Source organism: Bordetella muralis (genome assembly GCF_054781015.1).
Genome location: NZ_BAAGVF010000006.1, coordinates 478,210 through 503,697 on the forward strand (window position 1 = coordinate 478,210; position 25,488 = coordinate 503,697).

At 60.2% G+C, this 25,488-nt stretch carries 25 protein-coding genes; 17 read left to right on the forward strand and 8 right to left on the reverse strand.

What is annotated here, in order from left to right; translation table 11 throughout:
* Window positions 1-54: 54 nt before the first annotated feature.
* Window positions 55-993: a DMT family transporter gene (locus tag ACYVIT_RS13230; protein ID WP_415805016.1), complete on the reverse strand. Its 939-nt coding sequence runs from the start codon at window positions 991-993 to the stop codon at window positions 55-57.
* Between the two features lie 129 nt (window positions 994-1,122).
* Here ACYVIT_RS13230 and ACYVIT_RS13235 point away from each other — a divergent pair, with 129 nt between their 5' ends.
* A complete protein-coding gene (locus ACYVIT_RS13235; protein ID WP_415805017.1) occupies window positions 1,123-1,602 on the forward strand; it encodes an Lrp/AsnC family transcriptional regulator in 480 nt (159 codons plus the stop codon).
* A gap of 34 nt (window positions 1,603-1,636) precedes the next feature.
* Here the strand turns inward: ACYVIT_RS13235 and ACYVIT_RS13240 are convergent, their stop codons facing one another.
* The gene (locus tag ACYVIT_RS13240) at window positions 1,637-2,128 is read right to left on the reverse strand and encodes a glutathione peroxidase (RefSeq protein ID WP_415805018.1); all 492 of its coding nucleotides are present in this window, start codon (window positions 2,126-2,128) and stop codon (window positions 1,637-1,639) included.
* Window positions 2,129-2,394: 266 nt separating this feature from the next.
* Between ACYVIT_RS13240 and ACYVIT_RS13245 the strand changes: the two genes are divergently transcribed.
* From ACYVIT_RS13245 to arsC, 3 genes are all read left to right on the forward strand, one after another.
* The gene (locus ACYVIT_RS13245; protein ID WP_094821200.1) at window positions 2,395-2,721 is read left to right on the forward strand and encodes a tetratricopeptide repeat protein; all 327 of its coding nucleotides are present in this window, start codon (window positions 2,395-2,397) and stop codon (window positions 2,719-2,721) included.
* 116 nt (window positions 2,722-2,837) lie between these two features.
* Window positions 2,838-4,286 carry a CoA transferase gene (locus tag ACYVIT_RS13250; RefSeq protein WP_415805019.1) on the forward strand — a complete coding sequence of 483 codons (1,449 nt, stop codon included), beginning with the start codon at window positions 2,838-2,840 and terminating at the stop codon, window positions 4,284-4,286.
* A 12-nt stretch (window positions 4,287-4,298) separates the two neighbouring features.
* On the forward strand, window positions 4,299-4,649 hold the full coding sequence (arsC, locus tag ACYVIT_RS13255) for an arsenate reductase (glutaredoxin) (RefSeq protein ID WP_415805020.1): 351 nt from the start codon (window positions 4,299-4,301) through the stop codon (window positions 4,647-4,649).
* Between the two features lie 2 nt (window positions 4,650-4,651).
* On the opposite strand, the gene ACYVIT_RS13260 is transcribed toward arsC, so the two are convergent.
* From ACYVIT_RS13260 to ACYVIT_RS13285, 6 genes are all read right to left on the reverse strand, one after another.
* On the reverse strand, window positions 4,652-5,215 hold the full coding sequence (locus ACYVIT_RS13260) for a peroxiredoxin (protein WP_415805021.1): 564 nt from the start codon (window positions 5,213-5,215) through the stop codon (window positions 4,652-4,654).
* 26 nt (window positions 5,216-5,241) lie between these two features.
* On the reverse strand, window positions 5,242-5,646 hold the full coding sequence (locus ACYVIT_RS13265) for a DoxX family protein (protein ID WP_415805022.1): 405 nt from the start codon (window positions 5,644-5,646) through the stop codon (window positions 5,242-5,244).
* 87 nt (window positions 5,647-5,733) lie between these two features.
* Window positions 5,734-6,750, reverse strand: coding sequence for an XdhC family protein (locus tag ACYVIT_RS13270; protein ID WP_415805023.1), 1,017 nt, complete (start codon window positions 6,748-6,750; stop codon window positions 5,734-5,736).
* A 51-nt stretch (window positions 6,751-6,801) separates the two neighbouring features.
* Window positions 6,802-7,461: a nucleotidyltransferase family protein gene (locus tag ACYVIT_RS13275; RefSeq protein ID WP_415805024.1), complete on the reverse strand. Its 660-nt coding sequence runs from the start codon at window positions 7,459-7,461 to the stop codon at window positions 6,802-6,804.
* Between the two features lie 113 nt (window positions 7,462-7,574).
* Complete coding sequence (locus ACYVIT_RS13280; RefSeq protein WP_415805025.1) at window positions 7,575-9,146, reverse strand: serine hydrolase; 1,572 nt, start codon at window positions 9,144-9,146, stop codon at window positions 7,575-7,577.
* 72 nt (window positions 9,147-9,218) lie between these two features.
* Window positions 9,219-10,406, reverse strand: coding sequence for a hypothetical protein (locus ACYVIT_RS13285; protein ID WP_415805026.1), 1,188 nt, complete (start codon window positions 10,404-10,406; stop codon window positions 9,219-9,221).
* Between the two features lie 271 nt (window positions 10,407-10,677).
* Between ACYVIT_RS13285 and ACYVIT_RS13290 the strand changes: the two genes are divergently transcribed.
* The 13 genes from ACYVIT_RS13290 (at window position 10,678) to ACYVIT_RS13350 (ending at window position 25,272) form a co-directional block, all read left to right on the forward strand.
* Complete coding sequence (locus ACYVIT_RS13290; RefSeq protein WP_415805027.1) at window positions 10,678-11,238, forward strand: DUF4142 domain-containing protein; 561 nt, start codon at window positions 10,678-10,680, stop codon at window positions 11,236-11,238.
* 41 nt (window positions 11,239-11,279) lie between these two features.
* Window positions 11,280-11,966, forward strand: a complete 687-nt coding sequence (locus ACYVIT_RS13295) for a PIG-L deacetylase family protein (RefSeq protein WP_415805028.1) — start codon at window positions 11,280-11,282, stop codon at window positions 11,964-11,966.
* Window positions 11,963-12,886 (forward strand): glycosyltransferase family 2 protein, encoded by a 924-nt coding sequence (locus tag ACYVIT_RS13300; RefSeq protein ID WP_415805029.1) that lies wholly within the window; start codon window positions 11,963-11,965, stop codon window positions 12,884-12,886. Before ACYVIT_RS13295 ends, ACYVIT_RS13300 begins: the two co-directional genes overlap by 4 nt.
* A complete protein-coding gene (locus ACYVIT_RS13305; RefSeq protein WP_415805030.1) occupies window positions 12,883-15,615 on the forward strand; it encodes an ATP-binding cassette domain-containing protein in 2,733 nt (910 codons plus the stop codon). The genes ACYVIT_RS13300 and ACYVIT_RS13305 overlap by 4 nt, the downstream gene beginning before the upstream one ends.
* A 205-nt stretch (window positions 15,616-15,820) precedes the next feature.
* Window positions 15,821-17,092, forward strand: coding sequence for a glycosyltransferase family 4 protein (locus ACYVIT_RS13310; RefSeq protein WP_415805031.1), 1,272 nt, complete (start codon window positions 15,821-15,823; stop codon window positions 17,090-17,092).
* A 12-nt stretch (window positions 17,093-17,104) separates the two neighbouring features.
* Entirely contained in the window at window positions 17,105-17,833 is a 729-nt protein-coding gene (locus tag ACYVIT_RS13315; protein ID WP_415805273.1) for an SDR family oxidoreductase, read from the forward strand.
* A complete protein-coding gene (locus ACYVIT_RS13320) occupies window positions 17,824-18,414 on the forward strand; it encodes a D-glycero-alpha-D-manno-heptose-1,7-bisphosphate 7-phosphatase (RefSeq protein WP_415805032.1) in 591 nt (196 codons plus the stop codon). The genes ACYVIT_RS13315 and ACYVIT_RS13320 overlap by 10 nt, the downstream gene beginning before the upstream one ends.
* Before the next feature lie 2 nt (window positions 18,415-18,416).
* Window positions 18,417-19,532: a glycosyltransferase family 9 protein gene (locus ACYVIT_RS13325; protein WP_415805033.1), complete on the forward strand. Its 1,116-nt coding sequence runs from the start codon at window positions 18,417-18,419 to the stop codon at window positions 19,530-19,532.
* Window positions 19,520-21,259 carry a carbamoyltransferase family protein gene (locus tag ACYVIT_RS13330; protein WP_415805034.1) on the forward strand — a complete coding sequence of 580 codons (1,740 nt, stop codon included), beginning with the start codon at window positions 19,520-19,522 and terminating at the stop codon, window positions 21,257-21,259. The genes ACYVIT_RS13325 and ACYVIT_RS13330 overlap by 13 nt, the downstream gene beginning before the upstream one ends.
* On the forward strand, window positions 21,256-22,248 hold the full coding sequence (locus tag ACYVIT_RS13335) for a glycosyltransferase family 2 protein (RefSeq protein ID WP_415805035.1): 993 nt from the start codon (window positions 21,256-21,258) through the stop codon (window positions 22,246-22,248). The genes ACYVIT_RS13330 and ACYVIT_RS13335 overlap by 4 nt, the downstream gene beginning before the upstream one ends.
* On the forward strand, window positions 22,245-23,315 hold the full coding sequence (locus ACYVIT_RS13340; RefSeq protein WP_415805036.1) for a glycosyltransferase family 9 protein: 1,071 nt from the start codon (window positions 22,245-22,247) through the stop codon (window positions 23,313-23,315). The genes ACYVIT_RS13335 and ACYVIT_RS13340 overlap by 4 nt, the downstream gene beginning before the upstream one ends.
* Window positions 23,312-24,280 (forward strand): glycosyltransferase, encoded by a 969-nt coding sequence (locus tag ACYVIT_RS13345; RefSeq protein ID WP_415805037.1) that lies wholly within the window; start codon window positions 23,312-23,314, stop codon window positions 24,278-24,280. The genes ACYVIT_RS13340 and ACYVIT_RS13345 overlap by 4 nt, the downstream gene beginning before the upstream one ends.
* Window positions 24,277-25,272 carry a UDP-glucuronic acid decarboxylase family protein gene (locus tag ACYVIT_RS13350; protein ID WP_415805038.1) on the forward strand — a complete coding sequence of 332 codons (996 nt, stop codon included), beginning with the start codon at window positions 24,277-24,279 and terminating at the stop codon, window positions 25,270-25,272. Before ACYVIT_RS13345 ends, ACYVIT_RS13350 begins: the two co-directional genes overlap by 4 nt.
* Window positions 25,273-25,488 lie beyond the last annotated feature (216 nt).

Here is a 25,488-nt window from a genome sequence, read left to right on the forward strand (position 1 = left end):
CGGTCGCCCTCAGGAGTGTGCATGTCGCTCGAGGCGGCGGGCGTGATCTGCTGCTCAGGCTTCGGACTGCGTTTTCCGCTTGCCAGTCCATCGTGTAAACAGGTCTTGAGGACCCATGAGCCGGAATCCCCAATTCAGGCTCACTGCCGCTGCAGCCAGGAAGATCAGGCTGATCCCGGCGATTTGCGACCAGGCCAGTTGCTGGCCATAGACCACATAGTCCAGCAAGATCGCGACGGCAGGGTAGATGAAAGCCAACGCCGCGGTCGAGGTCGTGGGCAGTTTCTGAATGGCTGAATACAACAGGATATAGGTCAGGCTGGTATGCAGCAGGCCGATCGCGACCAGATAGCCCCATTGCACGGGGGCGGACGGCAGGGCATGCAGATCCACCATCGGCAGCAGCAGCACGGCGCCCAGGCTGACCTGCACCAGGGCCAGCACGTGCGGAGCAATATGCTTGAGCCGTTTGACGATGATGGAGGTGACCGCATACAGCGCGCCTGCCCCCAACGCCAACGTCAAACCATGGATATAGCCGCCGGCCTGGGCCAGCTCTGCGGGCTCGATACGCAATACCAGTATCAAACCGCCAAACGCCAGTACCGACCAGCCTAGCTTGGCGAGCGTCGGGCGCTCGCCCAGAAACACCGCACCCAGCGCGATCAAGAAAAACGGCTGAAAGTTGTAGACCGCTGTCGACAGGGAAATCGACGCCCAGCGATAGGCCGAGAACAACAACACCCAGTTCAACACAATGGCGACGCCCGCCGCCATGGCCCATGCCAGCGTGGTGCGCGTAAAGATGCCGGGCCGCAGCAGACCACGCGCCAGGCAGTAGGCCAGCAGCCCCAACGCACCAAACACACAGCGAAAGAAGACTACATTCCAGGCACTTTGGCCGGACTCCAGGACAAATATCCCTACCGTGCCCGAGAGGGTCATGGCCATGGCCATTTGGGCTACGCCTGCATTTTGATTGGCAGTTTTCATCGATTGCTCCCTGTTTCAGAGGTGCCAGCAGTGCACCGTTGATGAGAAAAATTATCCCAGGGAGTTAAAGCGGGTAATATGCAGAAAAAATAGAGAATATATCTTTCCACCTTCTTTTTTGGGGTATTTATGAATAATGACCTAAAAATCGAAAATGACGTCTTGGACGGTATCGACCGTCGTCTGGTGCAACTGTTGACGGCGAATGCGCGCACCACGACGGCGGACCTGGCGCGCCAGGTCGGCATGTCTTCGCCCAGCGTCGCGGATCGCCTGCGACGCCTGGAGGAATCCGGCGTGGTGCGTGGTTATACGCTGGATGTCGATCCCGTGGCTTTGGGCTATACCTTGACCGCGATCGCGCGTATCCGCCCCTTGCCCGGTCAACTGCATCGCGTCGAAAAGCTCATCGCCGAAATCGGCGAGGTGATCGAGTGCGACAAGGTCACAGGCGATGATTGTTTTATCGCGCGCCTGGTATTGAAATCCATCGAGCAACTCGATGGCGTGCTGGACAGGATCACCGAGTTCGCAGAAACGAATACCGCGATCGTGAAAAGCAGCACGGTGCGCCGCCGCCTGCCGCCACTGCAATCAGCGAGGCCGTGATACCGAGCGCCGCACAGGGTGCGGCTTGACTCCATCAGGCCCCGGCACTGCAGGCCTGCAAAATATCTTCCTTCAGCGAGGCAGGCTTGTCGGTGGGCGCATAGCGTTTGATCACCTGACCGTCGCGGCCCACCAGGAATTTGGTGAAATTCCATTTGATGCCCTCGGTGCCTAGCACACCGGGTTTTTCGCCCTTGAGCCAACGATATATCGGGTGAGCATTCGGCCCATTGACCTCGATCTTGGCGAACATGGGAAAGGTGACACCGTATTCGGTCGAGCAAAAATTCTGGATGGCAGCTTCGTCGCCGGGTTCCTGATGGCCAAACTGATCGCACGGAAAGCCCAGCACGGTCAGCCCCGCTGCGTGGTAATCACGGTACAGCGTCTCCAGCCCCGCATACTGCGGCGTGAACCCGCATTTCGACGCGACATTCACCACTAACAGTACCTGGCCGCGAAATGCCTCCAGCGCTTGTTCCTTGCCCTGGATGTCTGTCGCAGAAAAATCGTAGATTGTGCTCATGGCGGCCTCTCGTCGTTCGGTTTCGAACGAGACCCTGGAGACCGCGTGACATGGGCCTCTTGATGGGTCTCTCGGCTCAGTGTAGCGCGCTACGGGCAGGCGTCATACGGACAGCCATTCCGGATTGACATGCAGCATTGCATGCGGACACACCGGACACCGCCGATTTGTCCTTGCCGCGCCCGCGGTTTCAGCAGGTTTTTCGACCGAGCCCGCCTATGATGGAGGGTATAGCATTCACACGGAATTCGTACGGAGCCCACAACATGGACGATTTAGTAAAAAGACTCGAAGCCATGCTGGCCAAAGGCCAAAACAATGCCATGTTGCGTTTGTCGTTAGGCAAGGCCTATACCGAACAGGAACAGTTCGATGTCGCGGCACCGCATCTGCGCGCAGCCTTGGAACTGGATCCGCAATATTCCGTCGCCTGGAAGTGGCTGGGCAAAGCATTGCAAGGGCAGGGCGATCTCGCAGGCGCAAGACAGGCATGGGAGAGCGGCATCGCGGCTGCGCAAGCGCGCGGCGATCAGCAGATCATCAAGGAATTACAGGTATTTATCAAACGTCTGGATCGCGCCAGCCAAATGTAAAAGCAACAAGGAGATGTGTCTCGAACCCGGCCAAGGCCCGCGCGGCTATTGACGCCTGTGGGGGCTCGGTTCTGTAATCGAAGACATGGACGAGAGAGATAGAGGTCAACGCTGAGATGGGCAAACCGATAGATTTACGATCCCCGTATACCAATGGACCGGATCGCCACAGCAAAACGGCGCGCGATGCATTGCAATCGCTATGGCGTAGTCTGAACATGCCTGACGAGGCCATGGACGTCATTGAACTGACGGGCGCGGAACCGGTGTTTCCCTCGTCGTTTGCGGTAGGCACTGCGGCGCAGGCCAGTATGGCTGCCGCGGCGCTGGCTGCGGCAGAGATCTGGCATCTGCGGGGCGGCACGCGGCAACGCGTCTCGATCAACATGCTGCACGCGGCCCAGGAATGCCGCAGCTATTTCACGCTCGACGGGGTCGAGCCTGATGTGCACGACAAAATCACCGGGGTGTATCGCTGTGGCGATGGGGGCTGGGTGCGTATTCACGCCAATTTCGCTCATCACCGGGATGGTGCTTTGGCATTACTGGGGTGCCCGACGGGCCCCGAGACCAGCCGTGACATGGTCGAGCGGGCGCTTTCCACACGCAGCGCGTTGGACTTCGAGCAACAGGCGGCCGAGGCAGGGCTGGTGGTGACAGCCATGCGCACTTTCGACGAATGGGACCGCCATCCGCAGGGCCTGGCGATCGCTGGCCAGCCGGTGCTGACCGTGACACGCATGGGTGAGGCCGATCCGCGCCCCTTGCCCAAGTATTCTCAGGAAGCGCGCCCGCTGAAGGACATACGCGTGCTGGACTTGACGCGCATCATTGCCGGCCCGGTGTGCGGCCGGGCGCTGGCGGCGTACGGGGCCGATGTCATGCTGGTCAATTCGCCTCATCTGCCCAATATCGAGACGATTGCGGAAACCAGCCGCGGCAAACTGTCCGTACATGCGGATCTGGAAACCGCGGACGGACGCATCGCCTTGGCCAATCTGCTGCGCAGTGCTCACATCTTCGTGCAGGGATATCGCCCGGGGGCGCTGCAGTCCGTGGGATTCGGCCCGCAAGACGTGGCGCGCATACGGCCGGGCATCGTGTATGTCTCGCTGTCGGCGTACGGCGACAGCGGGCCCTGGGCGCAGCGCCGCGGGTTCGACTCACTGGTGCAGACCGCGACGGGCTTTAATCACGCCGAGGCGCAGGCAGCCGGGATCGACCGTCCGAAGCCATTGCCTATGCAGATTCTCGACCATGCGTCGGGTTATTTGATGGCGTTTGGCGCGCAGGTGGCTCTGGCGCGTCAGGCGACCGAAGGGGGCAGCTGGCATGTGCGCGTGTCATTGGCGCAGACGGCGCGCTGGTTGCGTTCATTGGGTCGTGTTGCAGATGGGCTGCAGTGCCCGATGCCTCCAATAGCGAGCTATCTGGAGACGACGCCCTCAGGGTTTGGCCAACTGACTGCCGTGCGTCATGCCGCGCAGTTTTCATTGACCCCTGCGCGTTGGACGAGACCCTCTGTTCCGCCAGGGACGAACCCGACGGTCTGGCCGTTTAATTAATTAGGAACTCGCATGTCTACGACCATTTATCACAACCCCCGCTGCGGTACGTCGCGCAACGTCCTGCAGATGATCCGTGACGCGGGTATCGAGCCCACGATTATTGAGTATCTCAAATCACCGCCATCGCGCCAGACGCTGGCCGGGCTGATCCAACAATCGGGATTGAGCGTGCGCGAGGCCGTGCGGGCCAAAGAGTCTCTCTACGAAGAGCTCGGTCTGGACGCAGCCGATGTGACCGACGACGAGTTGCTGGATGCGATGATTGAGAATCCCATCCTGATCAATCGTCCATTCGTCGTGACCGAGCATGGTGCGCGTCTCTGCCGCCCCGCCGAATTGGTCAAGGAAATTCTGCCGTAAGGCTATTTTTTCGAGGTCTGCAGCGGATGACTGGCGCGCCAGTCCCGCAGTGCCTGCAGGGTGTTGGCCACATGCCGGTCCGGACTCATGTCGGTATAGGCATAGCCGATCTTATGGTCCGGCAAAACCACGTATGACACCCGTTTCGCATAATCAGGCCGGCGGTCATGGACGGCATCGTAGGCTTTCATGATGGCCTGATTCTCATCGGCAGCGACCGCGAACTTGCCGCGGCACTCGCTGACCGAGAATTTTTTTAGCGTATCGATATCGTCGGCCGAGACGCCGATCACGCTGGCGCCCAGGGCCTTGTAGTCGTCGATGGCCTCGGCAAAATTGCGCGCCTCGATCGTGCATCCCTGGGTGAAGGCCGCAGGATAAAAGTACAGCACGACAGGGCCTTGCTTGAGCGCCTCAGCCAGTTTGAACGTGAAGACTTCGCCGCCCAAGGACGCCGGCGCCGAAAAATCGGGCGCCGCAGCACCGACCGGTAATTCGGCATGAGCCAATAACGGGTTGGCCAAGACCGCAGCCATGGTCAGCGAAATCAAAGCACGTTTCAGCATAAGTCGCTCAAGTCTCAGGTCGTATCTCAGTTCCAGCGGCCGCCGGAGCCGCCCAGACTGAAGCGACCCGCACCCATGAAGGCGATAGCCAATGCGCCAAACAGGAACATGCCCTGCAATTCCAGCGCCCAGCCGCCTTGCGCGTTCAGGCTGCTGAGTTGCCCGGTATGCGCCAGCAGGATCGCAACAATCATGTTGACGAACACCAGCAGGCCGCCCAGACGGCTATAGAACCCGAGGATGATCAACAGAGGGCCGACGACCTCGCCCAGATAAGCGGCGTAGGCGAGGAAACCCGGCAGCCCATGCGAGCTCAACATGCCGGAGATGCCTCCCACGCCGCTGGAGAGTTTCATGATGCCGTGCATTAGCACCAGAATGCCTAAGCTGAGGCGTAAAACGAGCTTGCCGGTGTCATCAGATTTGATCATTTGGATTCTCTTTGATTTGTAGGTGTACACCCGTTAATAAATAAATGCCCCGCAAAATCTATTCATTGAAAACGGCTGGTGCGCTCATTATTGCAAATCTTTGGTGAATGACAAGGTAGAACCCGATACAGGATGTGCCGCGTCCGCAGAGAGCGCTTGCGCCGCGCTGAGGGAGTTCCTTACCTGGACCAACTCGGCAGCGACGGCCACGGCAATTTCCGCCGGTGTACGGCTGCCGATAGGCAGCCCCACAGGGCCGCGCAAACGGGCGATGTGATCGTCGGTCAGGTCAAACTGACGCAGGCGCTCGCGCCGTTTCGCCTGGTTTGGCCGTGATCCCAACGCGCCTACATAAAAGGCAGGCGATTTCAATGCCTCCAGCAACGCCATATCATCCAGTTTCGGATCATGCGTCAGCGCCACGATGGCGGTGCGGGCATCGACGCCTATTTCCAGCACGGCATCGTCAGGCATGGTGGTCAGCAGCGTAGCTTGCGGCATGTCCCATCCGCCATAGATTTCCTCGCGCGGATCACAGACCAGCACGCGAAAATCCAGCATCGTGGCGATGTGGCACAGCGCGCGTGCTGTCTGATTGGCGCCGATGATCAACAAACGCCATTGCGGCCCATAGACCGCGCGCAGGATCCGCCCGTCAAAATCCGGGCCGTCAGAGGGATTGGCCGGCGCCAGCGTGCAGGCGCCTGTCTGCAAGTCAAGCGTACGCGCAACCAGCCGCTGTTCGGTGATATCCGTCAACACGGCGTCGAGCCACTCGGGCGTTCGCAGAGGCTCCACGACCAGGCGCAGCGTGCCACCGCAGGGCAGCCCGAAACGCGCTGCCTCATCGCCCGTCACGCCATAGGTAATGCGGTCGGGCCGGTCCGGCAGCGTGCCTGCCTGAGCGCGAGCGATCAAATCGTCTTCGACGCAACCGCCGGAGACCGATCCCACCATGCGGCCGTCAGCGCGCAACGCCATGAGCGCGCCCGCCTGGCGGGGCGCGGAGCCCCATGTTTGGGCGACCGTTGCCAAATGCACGGCATGGCCTTCCCGAATCCATTCGCGCGCCTGGCGCAGCACATCCATATCCAGCGAGTTCATCGGAAATGAGTCTTGTGTGAAGGTTACTGAAGCGTTGATCAGAGACGGCGCTTATGCCGGGTTCATCAAATCTGCAGGGACATCGACATCACGCAAAATACCTGCGTCATCGCACTCGATTTCGAGTGCGCCGTGACGCACCAATAATGCCCGGGCGCCCGTGTCACCCCCGAGTCCGGCCAACTCGGGCAAGAACTGCGTACCGAATATAACAGGGTGCCCGCGTTGGCCCCGGTACACCGGCACGACAATACGGTCGCGAGCGGCGTACGCCAACAATCGCTGCAGCGTGCCGGCCCGCAGCCAGGGCATATCGGCTAACGCAACCACACAGGCCGTCGCTTGCAGTGCCGTGTCTGCTCCATCCGTCTGGCCAGCCGGCCGTTGAATGAGGTGACGGGCTGCCGCCGCCAGCGAAATCCCCATGCCGCGCGGGCTGTCCGGCACATTCACGATCTGGCAGCCAACGTCGGATAGCATCGCCGATAAAGAGGCCGGCTGTTCGGTAACGATCGCTATCGTATCGGGCAGCGTCGTCAGCAGCGTCTGCGCACTGGCCTGCACGACATGGCGGCCATCGGGCAATCTGGCCAGGAGCTTGTGCGCCTCATGACCTGTGGCATCCAGCAAGGCAGCCCGATAACGCATGCCTTCGCCTGCAGCCAACAGGATGCCGATATAGTGAGGCGCCGCAGCCGTCGCAGACTCCATTCCCGTCGCCGTGTAGTCAATGATCGGCAAAGCTTAGGCCTGAGGGCTTGCCGCGTCAATCGGCGCGGCCGCCCGTGAGCGGCCAGCCTGGGACCCTCGAATCCGTTTCGGTGTCAAGGTTGCCGCACAAACAGCGCATCGGGGATGTCGTCAATCTCCGACAGGGTCAGTGCTCCGCTGGTCGTCTGATCCGCGCCGGGTACAAAGTTCATCGCCGCATCCTGCAGCATGGGAATTCGGAATGTGTCGCCTTGCCAGTGCTGCATGGCGCGGGGCGCGGAGGCGCCGGCCACCATGAGCAGGCCGTTGCCTTCCTGCCGAATCACGATGTCTCCGTAATAGGGATGCGTATACCGGCCCACATAGCGTTTGGCATCGATGACCTGGTCCGAGCCGGCCGGCGGTGTGCCGTGCAGACGGCCTGGACGATCCAGCAATTGTGCCAATGCCTCATGCCATTTATCCCGCAGATCGGGCCAGATATCCTGATCCGGCCGGTCGCCGAACAGCAAGGTCATCAATTTATATTCCAGCGCATCCGGTACACCCATCGGCGGGGTGTTGGTCAATATCACGATACCCAGGCCTTGCGCGGGCAAAAAAGAGACGCGCGTATTGATGCCTTCCTCGAAGGCGCCGTTATGCTCCAGCACTTTGCGGCCATTATCGTTGCGGACTTCCAGCCCCAGACCGTAATGCAGCGAGGGGAACGCGGGGTTGATGATGGTTTGCGCCGTCTGAGTCTCGTGCATGGCGTCTTCGGAGACAATCTGTTTACCGTCCAACTGACCGGCATTCATCTCGAACGCGACAAAGCGCAGCATGTCGTTCAGCGTGGAATACACGCCTCCTGCAGGCGCCTCTGCATTGTGCGAGTTGACCTCGGTGGCCACCGCCTTGCCGTTGACGAGTTCGTGGGCTGCAGAGCGGTTTTCCACACCCAGAAACTCTTCGTGCGTGACGACGGTGTGATTCATCCCCAGGGGCTTGATGATCCGGCTGCGCACCAGGTCTTCCCACGACATGCCTGCGGCCTGTGCGGCGACTTCGCCTGCCAGGGTGAGATTCCAATTGGAGTAGGCATACTGTGTACGAAAAGGCGTGACCGGCGGCAAATGACGCAGCCGTTTGAACACCTCGGCACGCGGATAACTGAAAATCACCTCCAGATCGTCACCGTAGAACGACGCATAGCCCGTGCGTTGCGACAGCAGATCGCGCAGCGTCATTTCGCTGGTCACATAGGGATCCTGAAAACGGATGCCGCTGACCAGATCAGACACCTTGCTATCCCATTGCACGGCGTCGTCGCCCACCAGCGCCGCGACCGAGGCCCCGGCAAACACCTTGGAAACCGACGCCAAGGGAAACAACGTATCGGCGTCCACCGGTTTGCCGCTGCGGACATCGCGCACGCCATAGCCGCGCGCCAGCACGGGCTTGCCGTCCACAATGATGCCGACTGCCATACCCGGCAAACCACTGCGCGCCAGCAGATCGTTGGCGTAGGCTTCAAACGCGGGCAGGGCGCGCGCGACCTGCTCCGTAGTCAACTTCCTGCCGGCCGTGGCCTCGCTGGTGTCCAGGTTGTAAGCGTAGGCGGCGCCCACGCCGGCGACTGCCATGACCGCGGCAATCGTGGCGGATATCACACTGTGCCGATAGCACGGGAATAGCTGTTTCATACGAATCCCTATTCGGTTGTCCTGCAACGTAGTGCCTGTTTTTCGAGGTCGAGCGTCAAGCTGACTCGCTCTCTATTGCCATCCCGTCTGATAGATCAATCGCAGCAATGCCTGATTGAACGCCACGCCTTGCTCCTGCTGACGCAAGAATCCAGCTTGCACGATCAACCCAAAATCCGTTTGATAGGCCGCCGTGGCCGACCAGCCCCAATCGTTGTTGTCGACAAAGCCCTGGTCGGCCAAACTCCCTTGGATGGCGTTCAGATCACGGCGCGCCGCGGTGAGCGTGTAAAGCATCTGGCCGTGGCTGAGGCTGGCTGAAAGGACGGTATCGGTGGCGGCTGCCTGGCGTCCCATATAGCCGCGTAGATACACGGCTTCGGCAAACAATCGCAGTCCCCATGTCTCGGACAGTGGCGTGTCGTAGTTGACGGTGACCGACATACCGGTTTCGCCGCGTTCATCGGCCTCGCCGTCGCCGCGCGCCATTCGGCCTACCGCGATACCGCCGCGCAAGCCGGGCAGGCCGGGGATATCCGAAATGTCATAGGCGATCCCGCCGGACTGCAATCCATGGGTATTGCCGGGTCCGCCGTCCTCCAACTGCGGGAGGGCGGGATAGTCTTTTGTCCAGGTATGGCCAAAAATCGTGTTATCCCGCTTGAACACAATAGAGGTCCAGGTGTGGCGCGCCGAGTCCGCGTTTTTCCACGACCATCGCGCACCCAGGCCCAACGAGCCGGGATAGCTGTAGTCCCCGGAAAACCCGCTATAGATGCCGTCGACTGTCTGCCAGGCCTCGCCATAGCCCACCTCGAATTTCCCTGCAAACAGCGTGGTGTGACCGGCGTCGTAGGTCACGAACAGATTGCGCAGCTGCCCGTCCAGTTGTTCAAAGGCGCGATCTTCGGGCGCGGTAGCAAACGAGCGGAATTCCGCCAATCCCGATATCGCGAGTGTGGGCGTCAGTTTTGCAACGATGGCGCCCTGCATAAAGGGATCCACCGTGTTCCACGACGACGGCAGGCCCGAGCCCTCAGGGCCTTTGACATCATAGAAATGGGCGTTTTCGATGTAGCCGATGAACTGGCCGGAGACGTGCGGATAGGTTTCGTGCGGTGCGATTGCCGGATCGACCGCCGGGTCCAGGATGATCTCTGACTGGGATGCCCGCGCTGCGCTCGGCACGATAGCGTGACCCGCCAGCATCGTAAAGATGACTGCGCCAGAGACGAACTGCCATCTTCGGAGTGCCAGCATGGGTGGAGGCTAATCAAAAGAAACAAAAAGTGTTGCGATATTAGCAAAAACTTCATTAAAGCAAAACATTGCCATCTTTTTCGGCCGGTCCGACGGCGGCAAAACCGAATATCCAGCGCACGTCCGGCCTGATTCAAAAAGGCTTTGAAAACGCGTGATCGCCGCCCTGGGATAGGGGCGCATGCGGCATGCGACTTGCTGACGGGCAAACAGGCGCCACGCTCTCGCGGCGCCGCAGCGGAATATGTGCCGCGCACATCAGGAGATAAGCATGATGAATCGCTTTATACACAGTGGTCTGGCCGTCGTATTGACCTTGGGCATGATGGGTGTCAGCGCCGCACAGGCGCCCACCACACCGCAGCCTAGCCAACCCGTCACCAAGCTGGACAGCACCGATCGGCAATTTTTGAATGATGCCGCTCACTCTGGCGCGTTGGAGATCCAGGCCAGCAAACTCGCGCTGGAAAAGGGGCGTCACGCCGACGTCAAGGCCTTTGCGCAAAAGATGATCGACGAGCATACCAAGGTCGCTCAGAAATTGGCAGAGTTGGCCAAGAGCAAAGGATATGAAATCCCCAGTGACCCCTCGCTGATGCAAAAGGCCAGGCTCAAGGCGTTGGACGTACGTGACGACAGCTTTGACGAAGCCTATGCAAAAGAGATCGGTGTGTCGGCCCACGAGGATGCCGTCAAACTGTTTGAAAAAGCTTCGACGGACGCCCAGGACCCCGACGTCAAACAGTTCGCCATAGAAACGCTGCCCAGCTTGAAGCATCATCTCGAGGATGCCCGCAAGCTGCAGCAAACTGTCGCGCCGGCCAAGCAGTAGGCGATATGCCTGCGGCCGTCCCGTCACGGTGGTAGAAACGCATGCTGACGCGTGAGAAAAACGCACTCGTTGTGGTGTCTCCGCATCTGGACGATGGGGTGTTCAGTTGCGGAGATCTCTTGGCCCGCAGTCGGCTGAGTACCGTCATTACGGTGTGTACGGGACTGCCGGAGAATCCCGCGCGCTTGACCTCATGGGATCAGCGCTGCGGATTTCCGACCGCGCGGGCCGCGTTGAAAAGGCGTCTGGAGGAAAACCGCGAAGCGCTGAGGCTGCTGGGCAGCGAGGGTGTGGAGCTGGGTCTGCCGGATAGTCAATACGTGCACAACTGGCAGCCCTTTATTCCGCTGCTGCGTGAGTCACTGAAGAATGCGCTCGCGCGCCTGCATCCACGTCAGGTGGTGATGCCGTTGGGACTGTTTCACGATGATCACATCCGGGTGTCGGACATATTGCTGTCGTTGTTGTATCTGTTTCCAGGAGCGGTCTGGATGGCATATGAGGATGTGCCTTATCGTGCACGCCCCGATGCCGTGCCGCAACGGCTGTCTGTGATCCGCCAGCGGGGAATAGAGACATCGCCGGTAATCACGCCGTGCCGTTCGGACCGGAAATCCCGCGCCGTGTGGGCGTATGGCAGCCAGTTGCGAGGCTTTGGCGCCTGTCCGGACGATCTGGCGCGGCCCGAGGGCTATTGGCGTTTGACGCCATCGGGAGATGGAGAATGACCGCCTCCGGCCAGGCTGTCGAACCCCGCGTGTCGATCGTACTGCTGACCTATAACCGCCAAGACGAAGTATGCGCAACGCTTGCGCGCTTGAAGGAACTATCCACGGCAACCGGCCCGCCGCCCATTATCGTGGTGGACAACGCCAGTACCGACGGCACCGCGCAGCGCATCGCCGACGAATATCCCGAGGTCCAGTTGATCGTGTCGCAGACCAATCTGGGCGCGGCTGGCCGCAACCTGGGCGTGCAGTACGTGCGTACGCCGTACGTTGCCTTTAGCGACGACGACACCGCGTGGGCGCCAACGGCGCTGGACACCGCGACCGAGATTCTGGATGCGCATCCGCTCATCGCCGTACTCAATGCGCAGATTCTGGTCGGCAATGAGGCTCGGATCGACCCGGCATGCGATGTCATGGCCGCCAGCCCTCTGGCTGAGGTGGACGATGTCGGCCCGGAACTGATCGGATTCATGGCAGGCGCCTGCGTCATGCGGACTGCGTCGTTTCGCGACGCGGGCGGCTATTGGCCGCCTCTGTTCATCGGCGGCGAAGAAACCCTGTTGGCCTTGGACATTCTGGAAAGGGGCCAGTGCATCGTCTACGCGCCAAGCGTCGTGACGCATCACTGGCCGTCTTCGTTGCGGGATAATGTGCGGCGGCGTCGGTTGATGACGCGTAATAGCATCTGGACAGCATGGCTGCGGCTGCCGTTGCCCATGGCCATACGCTGCAGCATCGAGGAATTCAAGAACACGCCATCACTATCCTCCAGGCTGCAACTGCTGGCAGACGTATTGAAAGGGGCCGTCGTGATATGGCGTGATCGGCGGTGCGTGAATGCCTCTGTTTGTGCACGGGTCGAACGGGTATCGCGATCGCGTACTGCCGGGCTCAAAGGACCGGTGCACAGCCTATGAACGACAAGACAGATGAATTCGTAGGCATATCGGATCAGGACGTCACGGCCGACAGCTTTGCACGCAAAGAGGTCACGCGTACGATCTTGCACGCGTTGTGGAAGCATCGGGGCAGAACCGGGGCTGCGATCGCACTGCTGGTCGCGGCCAAATTGCTGATGGTGCTGGTCCCGTTTCTGTTGAAGTCCATCGTGGACAGGCTCAGCGAACCCGGGTTGCTGGTTTTGCCTGTGTTCTTGCTATTGGGCTACGCGTTGATCCGGTTTGGCGGCAGCCTGTTTACCGAATTGCGCGATGTGGTGTTCGTCCGGGTGGCGCAGCGTGCCGTAGCCGATTTCACCTTGAGAGTATTCGATCACCTGCAGCGTTTAGGCGCGCGATTCCACGGCACGCGGCAGACCGGCAAGCTCGCGCGCGACGTGGAAAGAGGCACTGCCGGCATAGGATTTCTGCTCGGTACTGCGCTCTTTACGCTGCTGCCGACGCTAGTTGAAATGGTCTCCGTTGTGTTGATTCTGGTCATGGGCTATAGCGCGTGGTTTGCGCTGGTCATGGCCGCGACGTTCTCGGCCTACTTTGTTTATACCGTGATCATGGTGCGTAAACGGATGGTCTACCAGCGCCATATGAATGATCTGGACTCACGCGCCGGTGGCCGGATTGTTGATAGCCTCTTGAATTACGAGGCGGTCAAACTCAACGCGAACGAGGGGCTGGAGTCCCGCCGGTTGAGCCATGTGCTGGGATCATGGGTCGATGTGGGGATACGCAACCAAACCTCTCTGTCGCGCTTGCATGTGGGCCAGAGCGCCATTATCGCCTGCGGTGTGGCGACCGTCATGTTGCTGGCGGGCGAGCAGGTCGTGGACGCGCGGATGACGGTGGGCGATCTGGTATTGGTCAACGCGTACATCATCCAGATCTGCCTGCCCTTGAATACACTGGGCTTGATCTTTCGCCAAGCCAAAGAGGCTTTCGTGAATGCCGAGCGAGTCTGCGATCTGTTGCGCAAGCCCACGGAAACGGGCGACGACGCAACACTGCCGGATCTGGATCCCGGCATGGGAGAAATTCGATTTGAGAAAATCAATTTCGGCTACGAGGCCGGGCGCCAGATCTTGTGGGATATCGATCTGACAGTTCCCGCGGGAACGACGCTGGCGGTGGTAGGCGGCAGCGGATCGGGAAAGTCCACATTGGCACGCCTGCTGTTCCGTTTTTATGATCCCAGCGAGGGCAGCGTTCGCGTCAATGGCCACGACCTGCGCACCGTCAACGTACGCAGTATTCGCAAAGCCCTGGGCATCGTGCCGCAGGATACGGTGTTGTTTAACGAGACCATCGCCTACAACATCGCCTACAGTCAGCCCGGTGCGACGCGCGATCAGATCGTGCAGGCGGCGCGTGGCGCTCGGGTGCATGAGTTCATCGAGAGCTTGCCGAGTGGCTACGAGACGCCGGTCGGCGAACGTGGCATCAAACTGTCCGGCGGCGAACGTCAACGCATCGCCATCGCCAGAGCCATCCTCAAGAATCCCTCCATCATGGTTTTTGACGAGGCGACATCGGCGCTGGACACGCGCACCGAGCGTGCGATTCAGGCCGAGCTGGAACGCCTTTCACACGGCCGTACCACGCTGATCATCGCGCATCGCCTATCGACGATTGTGCACGCGGACAACATTGTGGTGCTGGATCGAGGTCGCGTTATCGAACAGGGCCAGCACGAGGACTTGTTGGCGCAACAGGGCATGTACGCGCAAATGTGGGCGCTGCAGCGTCAACAGTCCGAGCTGGAGCAAGCCCAGGACCGCCAGACCCGCCAGCCCGTGAATCTGGTGGCGGTTGTGGCAGGGGTATTGGATGCAATACGGGAGGTCGCGTTAGAGCGCGGCGTGAACCTGTATACCCTCATCGGCAACGAGGCCGCACGGATCAGTGGCGATCCCAGTACCTTGCAGCAGTTGGTATGGGATCTGTGCTTGCATGCGATCGCGGTTACCCCACCTGGAGGACGCATCGAAATACGGTTGCAACGTAATGGTCCCATGGCGCATCTGGCAGTGACCGATGGACGCTCGGACCTCGTGTCCTCGACGGGACAGGAGGGTTCCGATGCGCTGCGTCGAGCGGCGGCCTTGGACCCGGCTCAGCTGGCAGCACAGGTCCAGCGGCAAGGCGGTGTCTTTCATAGCGCGGCAGCCGATGTGGGCGGGGTGACGTTCTCGGCAGATTTTCCGATTCGGGCTGTCGAGCCCACAGTGACACGGCGGGATGCGCAGCGTGCCGATGTGCAGAATGTGTCAGTAATGGTGGTAGACGACCAAGACGAGGCGCGCGAGATGATCGCCGAGGTGCTGAAGGATAACGGTGCACGTGTGACCGAATATGCCGACGGCGAGCAGGCATTGGCCGCGTTCAAGACCATGTCCGCGGATCAATGGCCCGACGTGCTGATCTGCGATCTGTCACTGGGCGAGGTGGACGGCTACGAGGTCATTGCCAGGATTCGAGCCATGGAGGCTGAGCGAGGCGCCGCGCTGGCGCATCGCTTGCCTGCTATTGCGTTATCGGGTTTTGCAGAGCCCGAATACCGATTGCGTACCTTGCTGGCCGGCTTCCAGATCCATCTGGCCAAACCGGTCAATACACAGGAGTTGCTGGCGACGGTGGGGGCATTGCTGCCCGCTGCGCCGGCAAAGGCGAGCGGCGGCCAGGATAAAGGCTGACTGCGGCGCAATCACGGGATTTCTCAACATTGATCGTCTCGCGGCACTTCTTACGCCTGCCGGTAAGAAGTGCCGCATCGCGCCGGTTTCCCTGTTGCACCGGCATACATCGCCGTATGCGCGCCTTTACGGCACAGCACTTGCTTCAAACACGACACCGGCGTGCGTCACCCGTCGAGCGCTGGCTAGAAAACGGAGCTTCATTATGAGAAAGATTGCCCTCATCAGCGAGCATGCGTCACCGCTCGCGCTGGCAGGCGGCGTCGATAGCGGCGGACAGAACATCTATGTGGCGCAGGTCGCCCGTCAATTGGCGCGCGCCGGGATTCAAGTCGACGTTTTCACGCGCAAGGACGACCCCCTACAGGCAACAGAACAGGAATGGATGGACGGTGTCAATATCGTGCATGTTCCGGCAGGGCCGGCGAGTTATCTGCCAAAGGAACAAATGCTGCCGTATATGGACGAATTCAGCGCCTTTCTGCAACGGTACTTCGCACAGCAGCGTCGCGGCTACGATGTCATTCACGCCAATTTTTTCATGTCAGCGTTGGCGGCACTGCCCGTATCGCAACGGTTCGGTGTGCCGATGGTGGTGACCTTTCATGCACTGGGCAAAGTGCGCCGTCGCTATCAACAGGAAGCAGACCGTTTTCCTGATAGCCGATTTGACATCGAAGATGAAATCGTCCGGCACGCCGACTGCATCATTGCGGAATGTCCGCAAGACCGGCGCGACTTGATGGAGCTGTACGAGGCCGATCCCACGCATATCGACATCGTGCCCTGCGGCTACGATGCCAGCGAAATGAAACCGCAACCCAAAGCTGCCGCGCGCGCCGCACTCGGCTGGGATGACACGACCTTCACCTTGCTGCAATTGGGACGCATGGTGCCGCGCAAAGGTGTCGACAACGTGATTCGAGCGCTGGGGCGATTACGCCACCGCTACGGCATCGAGGCCAGACTGCTCGTGGTCGGCGGAAATTCGGAAGACGCGAGCGAAACTGCCACCCCTGAAATCGGACGGTTGCGCGGCATCGCAGAACAAGAGGGCGTCGCGCCTTTGGTGCAATTTACGGGCCGCCGCCATCGCGATCAGCTGGCAACGTACTACAGCGCCAGCGACGTGTTTGTGACAACACCGTGGTACGAGCCGTTCGGTATCACACCGGTCGAGGCCATGGCATGCGGCCGGCCCGTGATCGGTGCCGATACCGGGGGCATACGCACAACCGTCGTAAATGGAAAAACCGGATTTCTGGTTCCCCCTAAAAATCCCGACAAGCTGGCCGAAAGGCTGGCGCAGCTGGCATCGAATTCCGAACTATGCGAACGGATGGGCGAGGCGGGTCGATTGCGTGCAAGACGGCTTTATACATGGCAACGCGTGGGACAGGATCTGCTGTCCGTCTATGAACGCCTCGAGGCAGGCAGGGCAGGCCGGACTCGTCATGCCGTTCAGATTGCGGCGTAAAGGAGCGAAATGATGCATGAATTCGAGACACTGAAAGATCGAGTGATTCTGGTGACAGGCGGCGGCAGCGGCCTGGGCGAGGCATTGTGTCGGATGCTCGCGGCCGAGGGCGCCCGTGTTGCGGTGGCAGACATCGACGAACAACGCGCCATGAAACTGGCCGGGCAGCTGAAGGAAACCGGGGCCCAGGCCATGGCCTGCGGCATGGATGTCGGCGTGGTGGTGGATGTACGCGACGGGCTGGATGCCGTGGTCAGCCAGTTCGGCAAGCTGGACGCCATCGTCAATAGCGCGGGCGTGGACGTGACGGCGCCGATCGACACGCTGGATACCGATGTGTGGGAAAGAGTCCTGCGCACCAACCTGACGGGCCCATTCTTGATGGCGAAAATGGGAAAGGACCGTTTGAGTCCTGGCGGACACATTGTGAATATTGCGTCCACGGCCGCCCGCCGAGCCTGGCCCAATGCCAGCGCCTATCATGCCAGCAAATGGGGGCTGATGGGCCTGTCGCATGCCTTGCATGCAGAGCTGCGCGGCGCGGGCCTGAAAGTCAGCGCCGTCATCGCGGGCGGCATGCGTACGCCGTTTTTGCTGGATCGATTTCCGGACATTGACGTGGGGACCTTGCAGGATCCCGCCAACGTCGCACGTGCCGTACGCTTTATCTTGACCCAGCCGCCGGAAACCGTCGTGCCCGAAGTGATGGTGTTGCCGATGAAGGAAACATCATGGCCCTGAGGCCGGCGGTGTTCCTGGATAAAGACGGCACGGTGCTCGTCGACGAACCTTATAACGTCGATCCAGATCGCATGAGTTATGCGCCGGGAGCCGCGCAGGCCTTGTCGTGCCTCGCTGCCGCCCATCTACCCCTGGTTGTGATCAGCAACCAGGCGGGAATCGCCCGAGGATATTTTTCCCCCGACGCCTTGATTCCGGTGAAGCATAGATTGGCCGAGATGTTTCGTGCGGCGGGTGCTCGGCTCGACGGATTTTACTGGTGCCCGCATGATCCGACGGGCATATCGCCGGATTACGCCATCGAGTGCGAGTGCCGCAAGCCTCAGCCCGGTTTGCTGTTACGGGCTGCACGGGAACTGGGCCTGGATCTGCAAGCGTCGTGGTTCATCGGCGACATTCTCGACGACGTGCAGGCCGGTCATCTGGCAGGGTGCCGCAGTGTCTTGCTGGACGTGGGCCACGAAACGGAATGGCGCATGACACCGGAACGCGAGCCCGATCGATGCGCCGCGGATCTTTACGAGGCAGCTCGCCTGGTATTGAACGCCATGACCAATGATGCTGCGGCACGAGGGAGTTGAGCATGGTGTGGGATTGGGCTGCGAAACGGCATGTTTTATGTGTGCGCCTGGACAATATGGGCGATGTGCTGATGTGCAGCCCGGCGATGCGAGCGTTGCGCGAATCCGGCGCATCTCGTATATCGTTGCTGGCTTCCGCTGCCGGCGCTCAAGTGGCGCCCTATATTCCCGAGATCGACACGGTGCTGGCCTATGACCCCGCGTGGGTCAAAAACGATTCGTCAGGACTGGACGACGATATCAACATGATAGGTAGGCTGCGGGCTTTGCGGCCGGATGCCGCGGTGATTTTTACCTCTTTCAGCCAGAGCGCCTTGCCCGCGGCGCTGATGTGCCATCTGGCCGGCATACCGAGCGTCCTGGCCCATTGCCGCGAAAATCCGTATCGCTTGTTATCGGATTGGGTGCGCGACACCGAACCTCAAAGCGGCATTCGTCACGAGGTTCAGCGTCAACTCGATCTCGTTGCACACGTCGGCGCGCATAGCGACGATACGCGGTTGTCATTTCGTGTCGGTGCTGGCGACCTGCTTTCGCTCAAGCACAAACTGGTGCATCTGGGCGTGAGCGAAACGGAGGGATGGATTTGCGTGCACGCAGGCGCTACCGCCGCCTCGCGCCGTTATCCGCCGGCATTGATGATCCAGGCTTTGGTCGGCCTGCGAGGAGAAGGGCGCCGTATGCTGCTATTGGGCGGCCACGAGGATCCGGCGTTATCCCAGGCATTGGCCGATCACCGCGCGCTATTGCCGGGTTTGCTTGATCTGTCCGGTCAACTGACCTTGGGTGAATTGGGGGCCGCGTTGGCGGGAGCCGCAGTGATGATCTGCAATAACAGCGGCCCTGCGCATATTGCGGCTGCCTTGCAGACTCCCATCGTGGACCTCTATGCCCTGACCAATCCACAACACACGCCGTGGCAAACCGCCGCGCGCGTCATTTATCACGATGTGCCATGCAAGTACTGCTATCGCAGTGTGTGCGAGCAGGGCCATCACGCTTGTCTCGCCGGTGTGGATCCACGCCGTGTCACGGCCGCGGCACGGGAGTTGCTGCAGCATGGACGCGACGACAGCGTCGTTTCTCGTCACGCGGAGGATGTTTCATGCTTACCCTAGGAATCAATGCGGCTTATCATGATTGCGCCGCGGCACTGGTGCGTGACGGCCAGGTGTTGGCCGCCGCGGAAGAAGAGCGCTTTACCCGGATAAAGCATGGCAAACGGCCCGTGCCGTTTACGGCGTGGCAGTTGCCGTATCACGCGATCGACTATTGTTTGACGCAGGCCGGCGCTCATCTGGGACAGGTAGATCATATTGCTTACGCCTACGACCCAATGCTGCTGATGCCGGCGGGTAATGTCGAGCCGAATGTCGTGCTGCCGCTCGAGCCATCGAAGGCGGGCTTCGGACCGAACGGCGAGTCGCCTTGGGATCCATTGTTCATCTCGTATCTGGTCAATGCCCCGCGGCAATTGCTTGATGGTGTCCCGCATCATCTCAGGTCGCCGAGGATGGACGGCCTGACGCTGGACCACATTAAAGACCGCTGGGTCAATCTGGATCATCATCTGTCGCACGAAGCGAGTGCGTTTCTGGCCGCGCCCTTTGACGAGGCTGCGGTGCTGACCATGGACGGTCGAGGCGAACGCACGACGACGAGTTTCGGCCATTTCTCCCGAGGTGAATACCACCGTATCAAACAGATCGATCTGCCGCATTCGCTGGGCCTGTTGTACGAGGAAGTCACCCGGTACCTGGGTTTTCTGCATTCTTCCGACGAATACAAGGTGATGGCCCTGGCATCGTTCGGGAAACCGACGTATCGCAAGGAGTTTCGCGAGATTCTGAGTCTCGAAGATCAGGGCGGCTATGCCTTGCATCCCGCAAAGTTGGCTGAGCGATTCGGTCCGCCACGCCATCGCGGCGAGCCATTTGATGAACGGCACAAGGACATTGCCAGTTCCTTGCAGTATGTGTTGGAAGAAACTGCACTGCACATGACGCATTGGCTGCGCAAGCAAACCGGGTCTTCGCGGCTATGCATGGCTGGTGGTGTGGCGCTGAACTGCGTGATGAACGCGCGTATCGCGCGTGATGGGGAATTCGATCAAGTCTGGGTGCAGCCTGCGGCGGGCGACGCGGGGACGGCGTTAGGCGCGGCACTATACGTGGACTACCAGCGTCGGGGCGGGCCGCGTGAATGGGCCATGGAACATGCCTACCTGGGGCCAGAGTATACGGATGAGGAAATCGAGCGGTTCCTCTATCAATCGAGATTGGCATTTCGCAAGCTGGACGATGTCGCAGAGGAGGCCGCAGAACTGCTGGCCCAGGAGAAAATCCTGGGATGGTTTCAGGGGCGGATGGAATTCGGCCCTCGCGCGTTGGGTGCGAGATCGATTCTGGCCTCGCCCCTGGACAGCGCGATGCAAGCGCGTTTGAACGGTCTGAAGGACCGCGAGGACTTCAGGCCTGTCGCGCCGGTGGTGATGGAGGATCGCGCGACCGCCTGGTTCGACGGCCGTGGCGCCGCGTCAATCTGCGCGCCGTTCATGTTGTTCGTCTATGACGTACTGCCGCATCGTGCAAAGCAGATCCCCGCTGTCAGGCATATCGACGGCACCGCACGCGTACAAACCGTGCGGCGCGACCAGAACGCGCGTTATTACGATCTGCTGGCCGCGTTCGAAAAGCGGACCGGTGTGCCTGTGCTGGTGAACACCTCGTTCAATACGCGAGGCGAACCTGTGGTGTGCACGCCTCGCGACGCACTGGAGAGTTTCTGGACGTCGCCGCTGGATGCATTGGTGATCGGATCTTATCTCGTTGAGAAACCGCGATGAGCGCAACGATTGCACCTACCATTCTGGTGTCGGTCATTGTGCCGACATATCACCGTCCGGATTTGCTGGAGCGTTGTGTGAAGGCACTGGCCAGTCAGCATTTCCCCCGTGATAGTTATGAAATCATCGTCTGCGACGACGCATGCAGCGATGTGACCCGTCAGCAGGTCGGCCAATGGCAGCGTGCACAGCAGGGGATGCCCTCGATACGCTATCTGGCTGTGGTAGGAACAAGAGGTCCTGCCGGCGCGCGCAATATGGGGTGGCGCAACGCTCGCGGCACCATCATTGCATTTACAGACGATGACACGATTCCCGCGCCGGATTGGCTGGGGCAGGGCGTGCAGGCGATGACGGCGAGCGTCGCCGCCGTGACAGGCGTCACGGAGATGCCGTTGCCCGATCCCCCGAGCGACTACGAGCGTGATGCGGCGGGGTTGACTCGCTCGGCTTTTATTACCGCGAATTGTTTTGTCCGCCGCTCGGCGCTGGAGGCCGTCGGAGGCTTTGACACACGCTATACCATGGCCTGGCGAGAAGACTCCGATCTGCATTTCGCGCTCTTGGACCGGGGGTTCTCGGTTCAGTCTGCGCCTTTGGCCCGCGTGTTGCATCCGGTGCGGTCGTTTCGCTTTGCGGCGGGCATAGGGATGCAGAAAAAAGTGATGTTCGATATGTTGTTGCGGCGGAAATATCCGTTTCTCTATCGCAAGCATATTCGCGATCGGTTGCCGAGTTTTTACCTGTATGTCACCGCGGCGTTTCTCACGGGTGTTGTCTTGATGATCGTCGGGCACTATCCATTGGCGGCCGTAGCCGCAACCATATGGTTGATGCTGACGATCATATTTTTTGTGCGCCGCCTCAGGGGCACGCGACACTCACTGCGGGCCGTCGCGGACTTGATGATCACCTCCATCTGTATTCCGCTACTGTCCATCGCATGGCGGGTGGTCGGCTTGATTCGATTTCAAAGGGCGGCGGTATGACGGCGGTACTCGACCCCCAGCATCCCCCGCATCGCATCATCGTTTTCCGTGCGCTGCAATTGGGCGACATGTTGTGCGCCGTTCCTGCATTCAGAGCATTGCGGCAGGCCTTTCCACGGGCGCAGATCGTCTTGGCAGGACTGCCCGGGGCACGGGAGTTCGTCGACAGGTTTCATACCTATGTAGACGAGTTGACGACATTCCCTGGAAATCCGGCCTTTCCGGAACAGGAGCCTGACGAGGCAGCGTTGCCCGCGTTCTTTGACCGGATACGAGCGTGGCAGCCCGATGTCGCGTTGCAACTGCATGGCAGTGGGCGTCAGTCCAACGATATCGTGCGTCAGTTCGGCGCGCAGCAGTGGGCCGGCTTTGTGCCAGATAGCCATGAACAAGTGTCCGGCGCGCGCCTGGTCTGGCCGGACCATCTGCCAGAGGTCCTGCGATATCTGGCGCTATTGCGTTTTGCGGGCCTGGAAAACGCGCACGATGAACATCTGGAGTTCCCGTGTTCGCATACGGACGAACGCGATGCAGCGCAGTTGATGCGTCGATGGGATCTGGATCCTCGTAGACTGGTGATCATCCATGTGGGAGCTCGCCTTGCGTCGCGCCGTTGGCCATTAGCGCGTTTCGCGGACATCGCGCGAGACCTGCATCAGGAGGGCTGGCAAGTCGCATTGACCGGAACCTCGACCGAACGGACGATGACTGCCGAGCTGCAACGGCTGGCCCAGATCCCACTAGCCGATCTGGCGGGGCTGACCAACTTGGGGAGTCTGGCGGCGCTGGTGCGGGCAAGCCGCTTGCTGGTCTGCAACGACACGGGGATATCCCATATTGCGGCCGCCATGCAGACAGCCAGTGTCGTGGTGGCCTGCGGCAGCGATACGCGCCGTTGGGCGCCACTCAATCGCGAACGCCATCGTGTGCTGTCCGCAGACCTGCCGTGCCGCCCCTGTGCGTACCAGACGTGTCCGATCGGACACCCGTGTGCACTGCAGGTGACCGTGCCGCAGGTGTTGGGCGCGGCGCGGGATCAACTCTATGCGTGCGAGAGGGTGACATGATTGCTTCCCCTCGAGAACCGGCGCGTCGTTTGCGCATTTTGACGTGGCATGTCCATGGCAATTATCTCTACGCATTGCATCATGTTCCTCACGATTTCGTGGTGCCGGGCCTGGATCACCCCGTGCCGGGCTATGGCGCGCTGGGCAACCGAATCCCGTGGGGCAATAATCTCACTCAGGTGCCGGCGGAACAATTGCGGCACATGCAATTCGACTGCATCCTGTATCAGGCCCGGCAGAATCTCGAAGACGCTCGCCTGCTACTGACAGATCAACAGCGCGCGCTGCCCAGTGTGTATCTGGAACACAATCCCCCTGAACCGCATCCCACGGACACGCAGCATCCGTTTCAACAACCACGTGGCTTGATCGTCCACGTCACGCCTTTTAATGCAGTGATGTGGAACAGTACGGGCATGCCCGTCAGGATTGTGGAGCATGCAGTACCCGATCCGCAGGTCTCGTACGACGGCAGCCTGGCGCGAGGAATTGTCGTCGTCAATCACTTGGCTCGTCGCGGGCGTCGTATAGGCCGGGATATTTTTGAGCACATGCGTTTGCATACCCCGCTGGAATTGATCGGTATGGACGCCGAGGCATTGGGTGGTTTGGGTGAAGTCCCCAACCTGGAAGTCGCTGCGCATGTGGCTCGCTATCGCTATTTCTTCAGTCCGATCCGTTACGCCAGTCTGGGGCTCTCGCTAGTGGAGGCCATGTTATGCGGTCTTCCCGTCGTAGGGTATGCGACGACAGAATTACCCACCGTAATCACCAACGGAAAAGAAGGCTACGTCGATACGCGGCTGGAACGATTGATCGAGGTAGCTCGTGAGCTGATCGTCGATCCTGAATTGGCTCGTACGTGGGGCAGGGCAGCTCGGGAAAAAGCGCTGCAGCGATTTGGCATGGAGCGCTATATCGCCGACTGGCTCAACGTATTCGACACCGTGATGGAGCACTCATGAAAAACGATATGGCAGAGACAGGCCGAGCTTTAGTGGCAGGCGGTGCGGGCTTCTTGGGCTCTCATCTATGCACGCGGTTGCTGATCGATGGATGGGAGGTCATCTGCGTGGACAATTTCCAGACGGGGCGTGCGGGCAATCTGGCGGCACTGGCCGACCATCCCCGTTTTACGGTATTGCGTCACGATGTGGTCGAACCCTTGGGCGATCTGGGCGTGACGCGCATTTATAACCTGGCGTGTCCCGCTTCGCCGGCGCAGTATCAGGCCGATCCGATAAAGACGCTGCGGACGTGCTTGCTCGGGGCCATGCAGTTGCTGGAACTCGGGCGGCGTACGGGTGCACGGGTCTTGCAAGCCTCTACCAGCGAGGTATACGGCGATCCGCTGCAGCATCCACAGCGCGAGGGCTATTGGGGGCATGTGAACCCGGTTGGCCCACGGGCATGCTATGACGAAGGAAAACGTTGCGCCGAAACCCTGTTTATGGAATACGAACACCGAGAGGGCGTAGAGATCAGGATCGCACGGATCTTTAATACCTATGGCCCAAAGATGTCGCCGAACGATGGGCGGGTGGTCTCCAATTTCATTAGCCAGGCATTGGCGGGCAAGCCGCTCACCATCTACGGTGATGGCACCCAGACGCGATCGCTCTGTTATGTCGATGATTTGATTGATGGCCTGGTGCGTCTGATGGAAAGTCCGGCAGAGATCTCGCAGCCCGTCAATCTGGGCAATCCCGTGGAGCTCTCGATGCTGGATATCGCAGATCTCGTGCTGGCATCAACCGGGGCACAAGTGCCGCTTACGCATCAGGATCTGCCAGTCGATGATCCGGCGCATCGGTGCCCCGATATTTCTTTGGCGCAACGCTGCCTGGGTTGGAACCCCACCGTAAGCCCTGCCGAGGGTATTGCTCGCACGGTAGCCTATTTTTCCGCCGAAGCTCAAAAAGCGTCGGTTCGCCGCCGTTCTTTGGCCAACGCCTGACCGGCTGTGTTCAGGCCGCGTCGGGCCGATAGCCGACTAATGAATAAAGGGCCTCGCGGATGCAGAGTTCCTCGACATCAGCTGGACGGCCATGTGACGAGATGCATCGCCGAGGCAGTCCGCACGCAATGAACGCCCCCGCTTGTGCATCTGGTGTCTGCGGCAGGCCTCCCACGATCGCAGATGTAACGAGCCGGAGTCGTATCCTAGATTTTT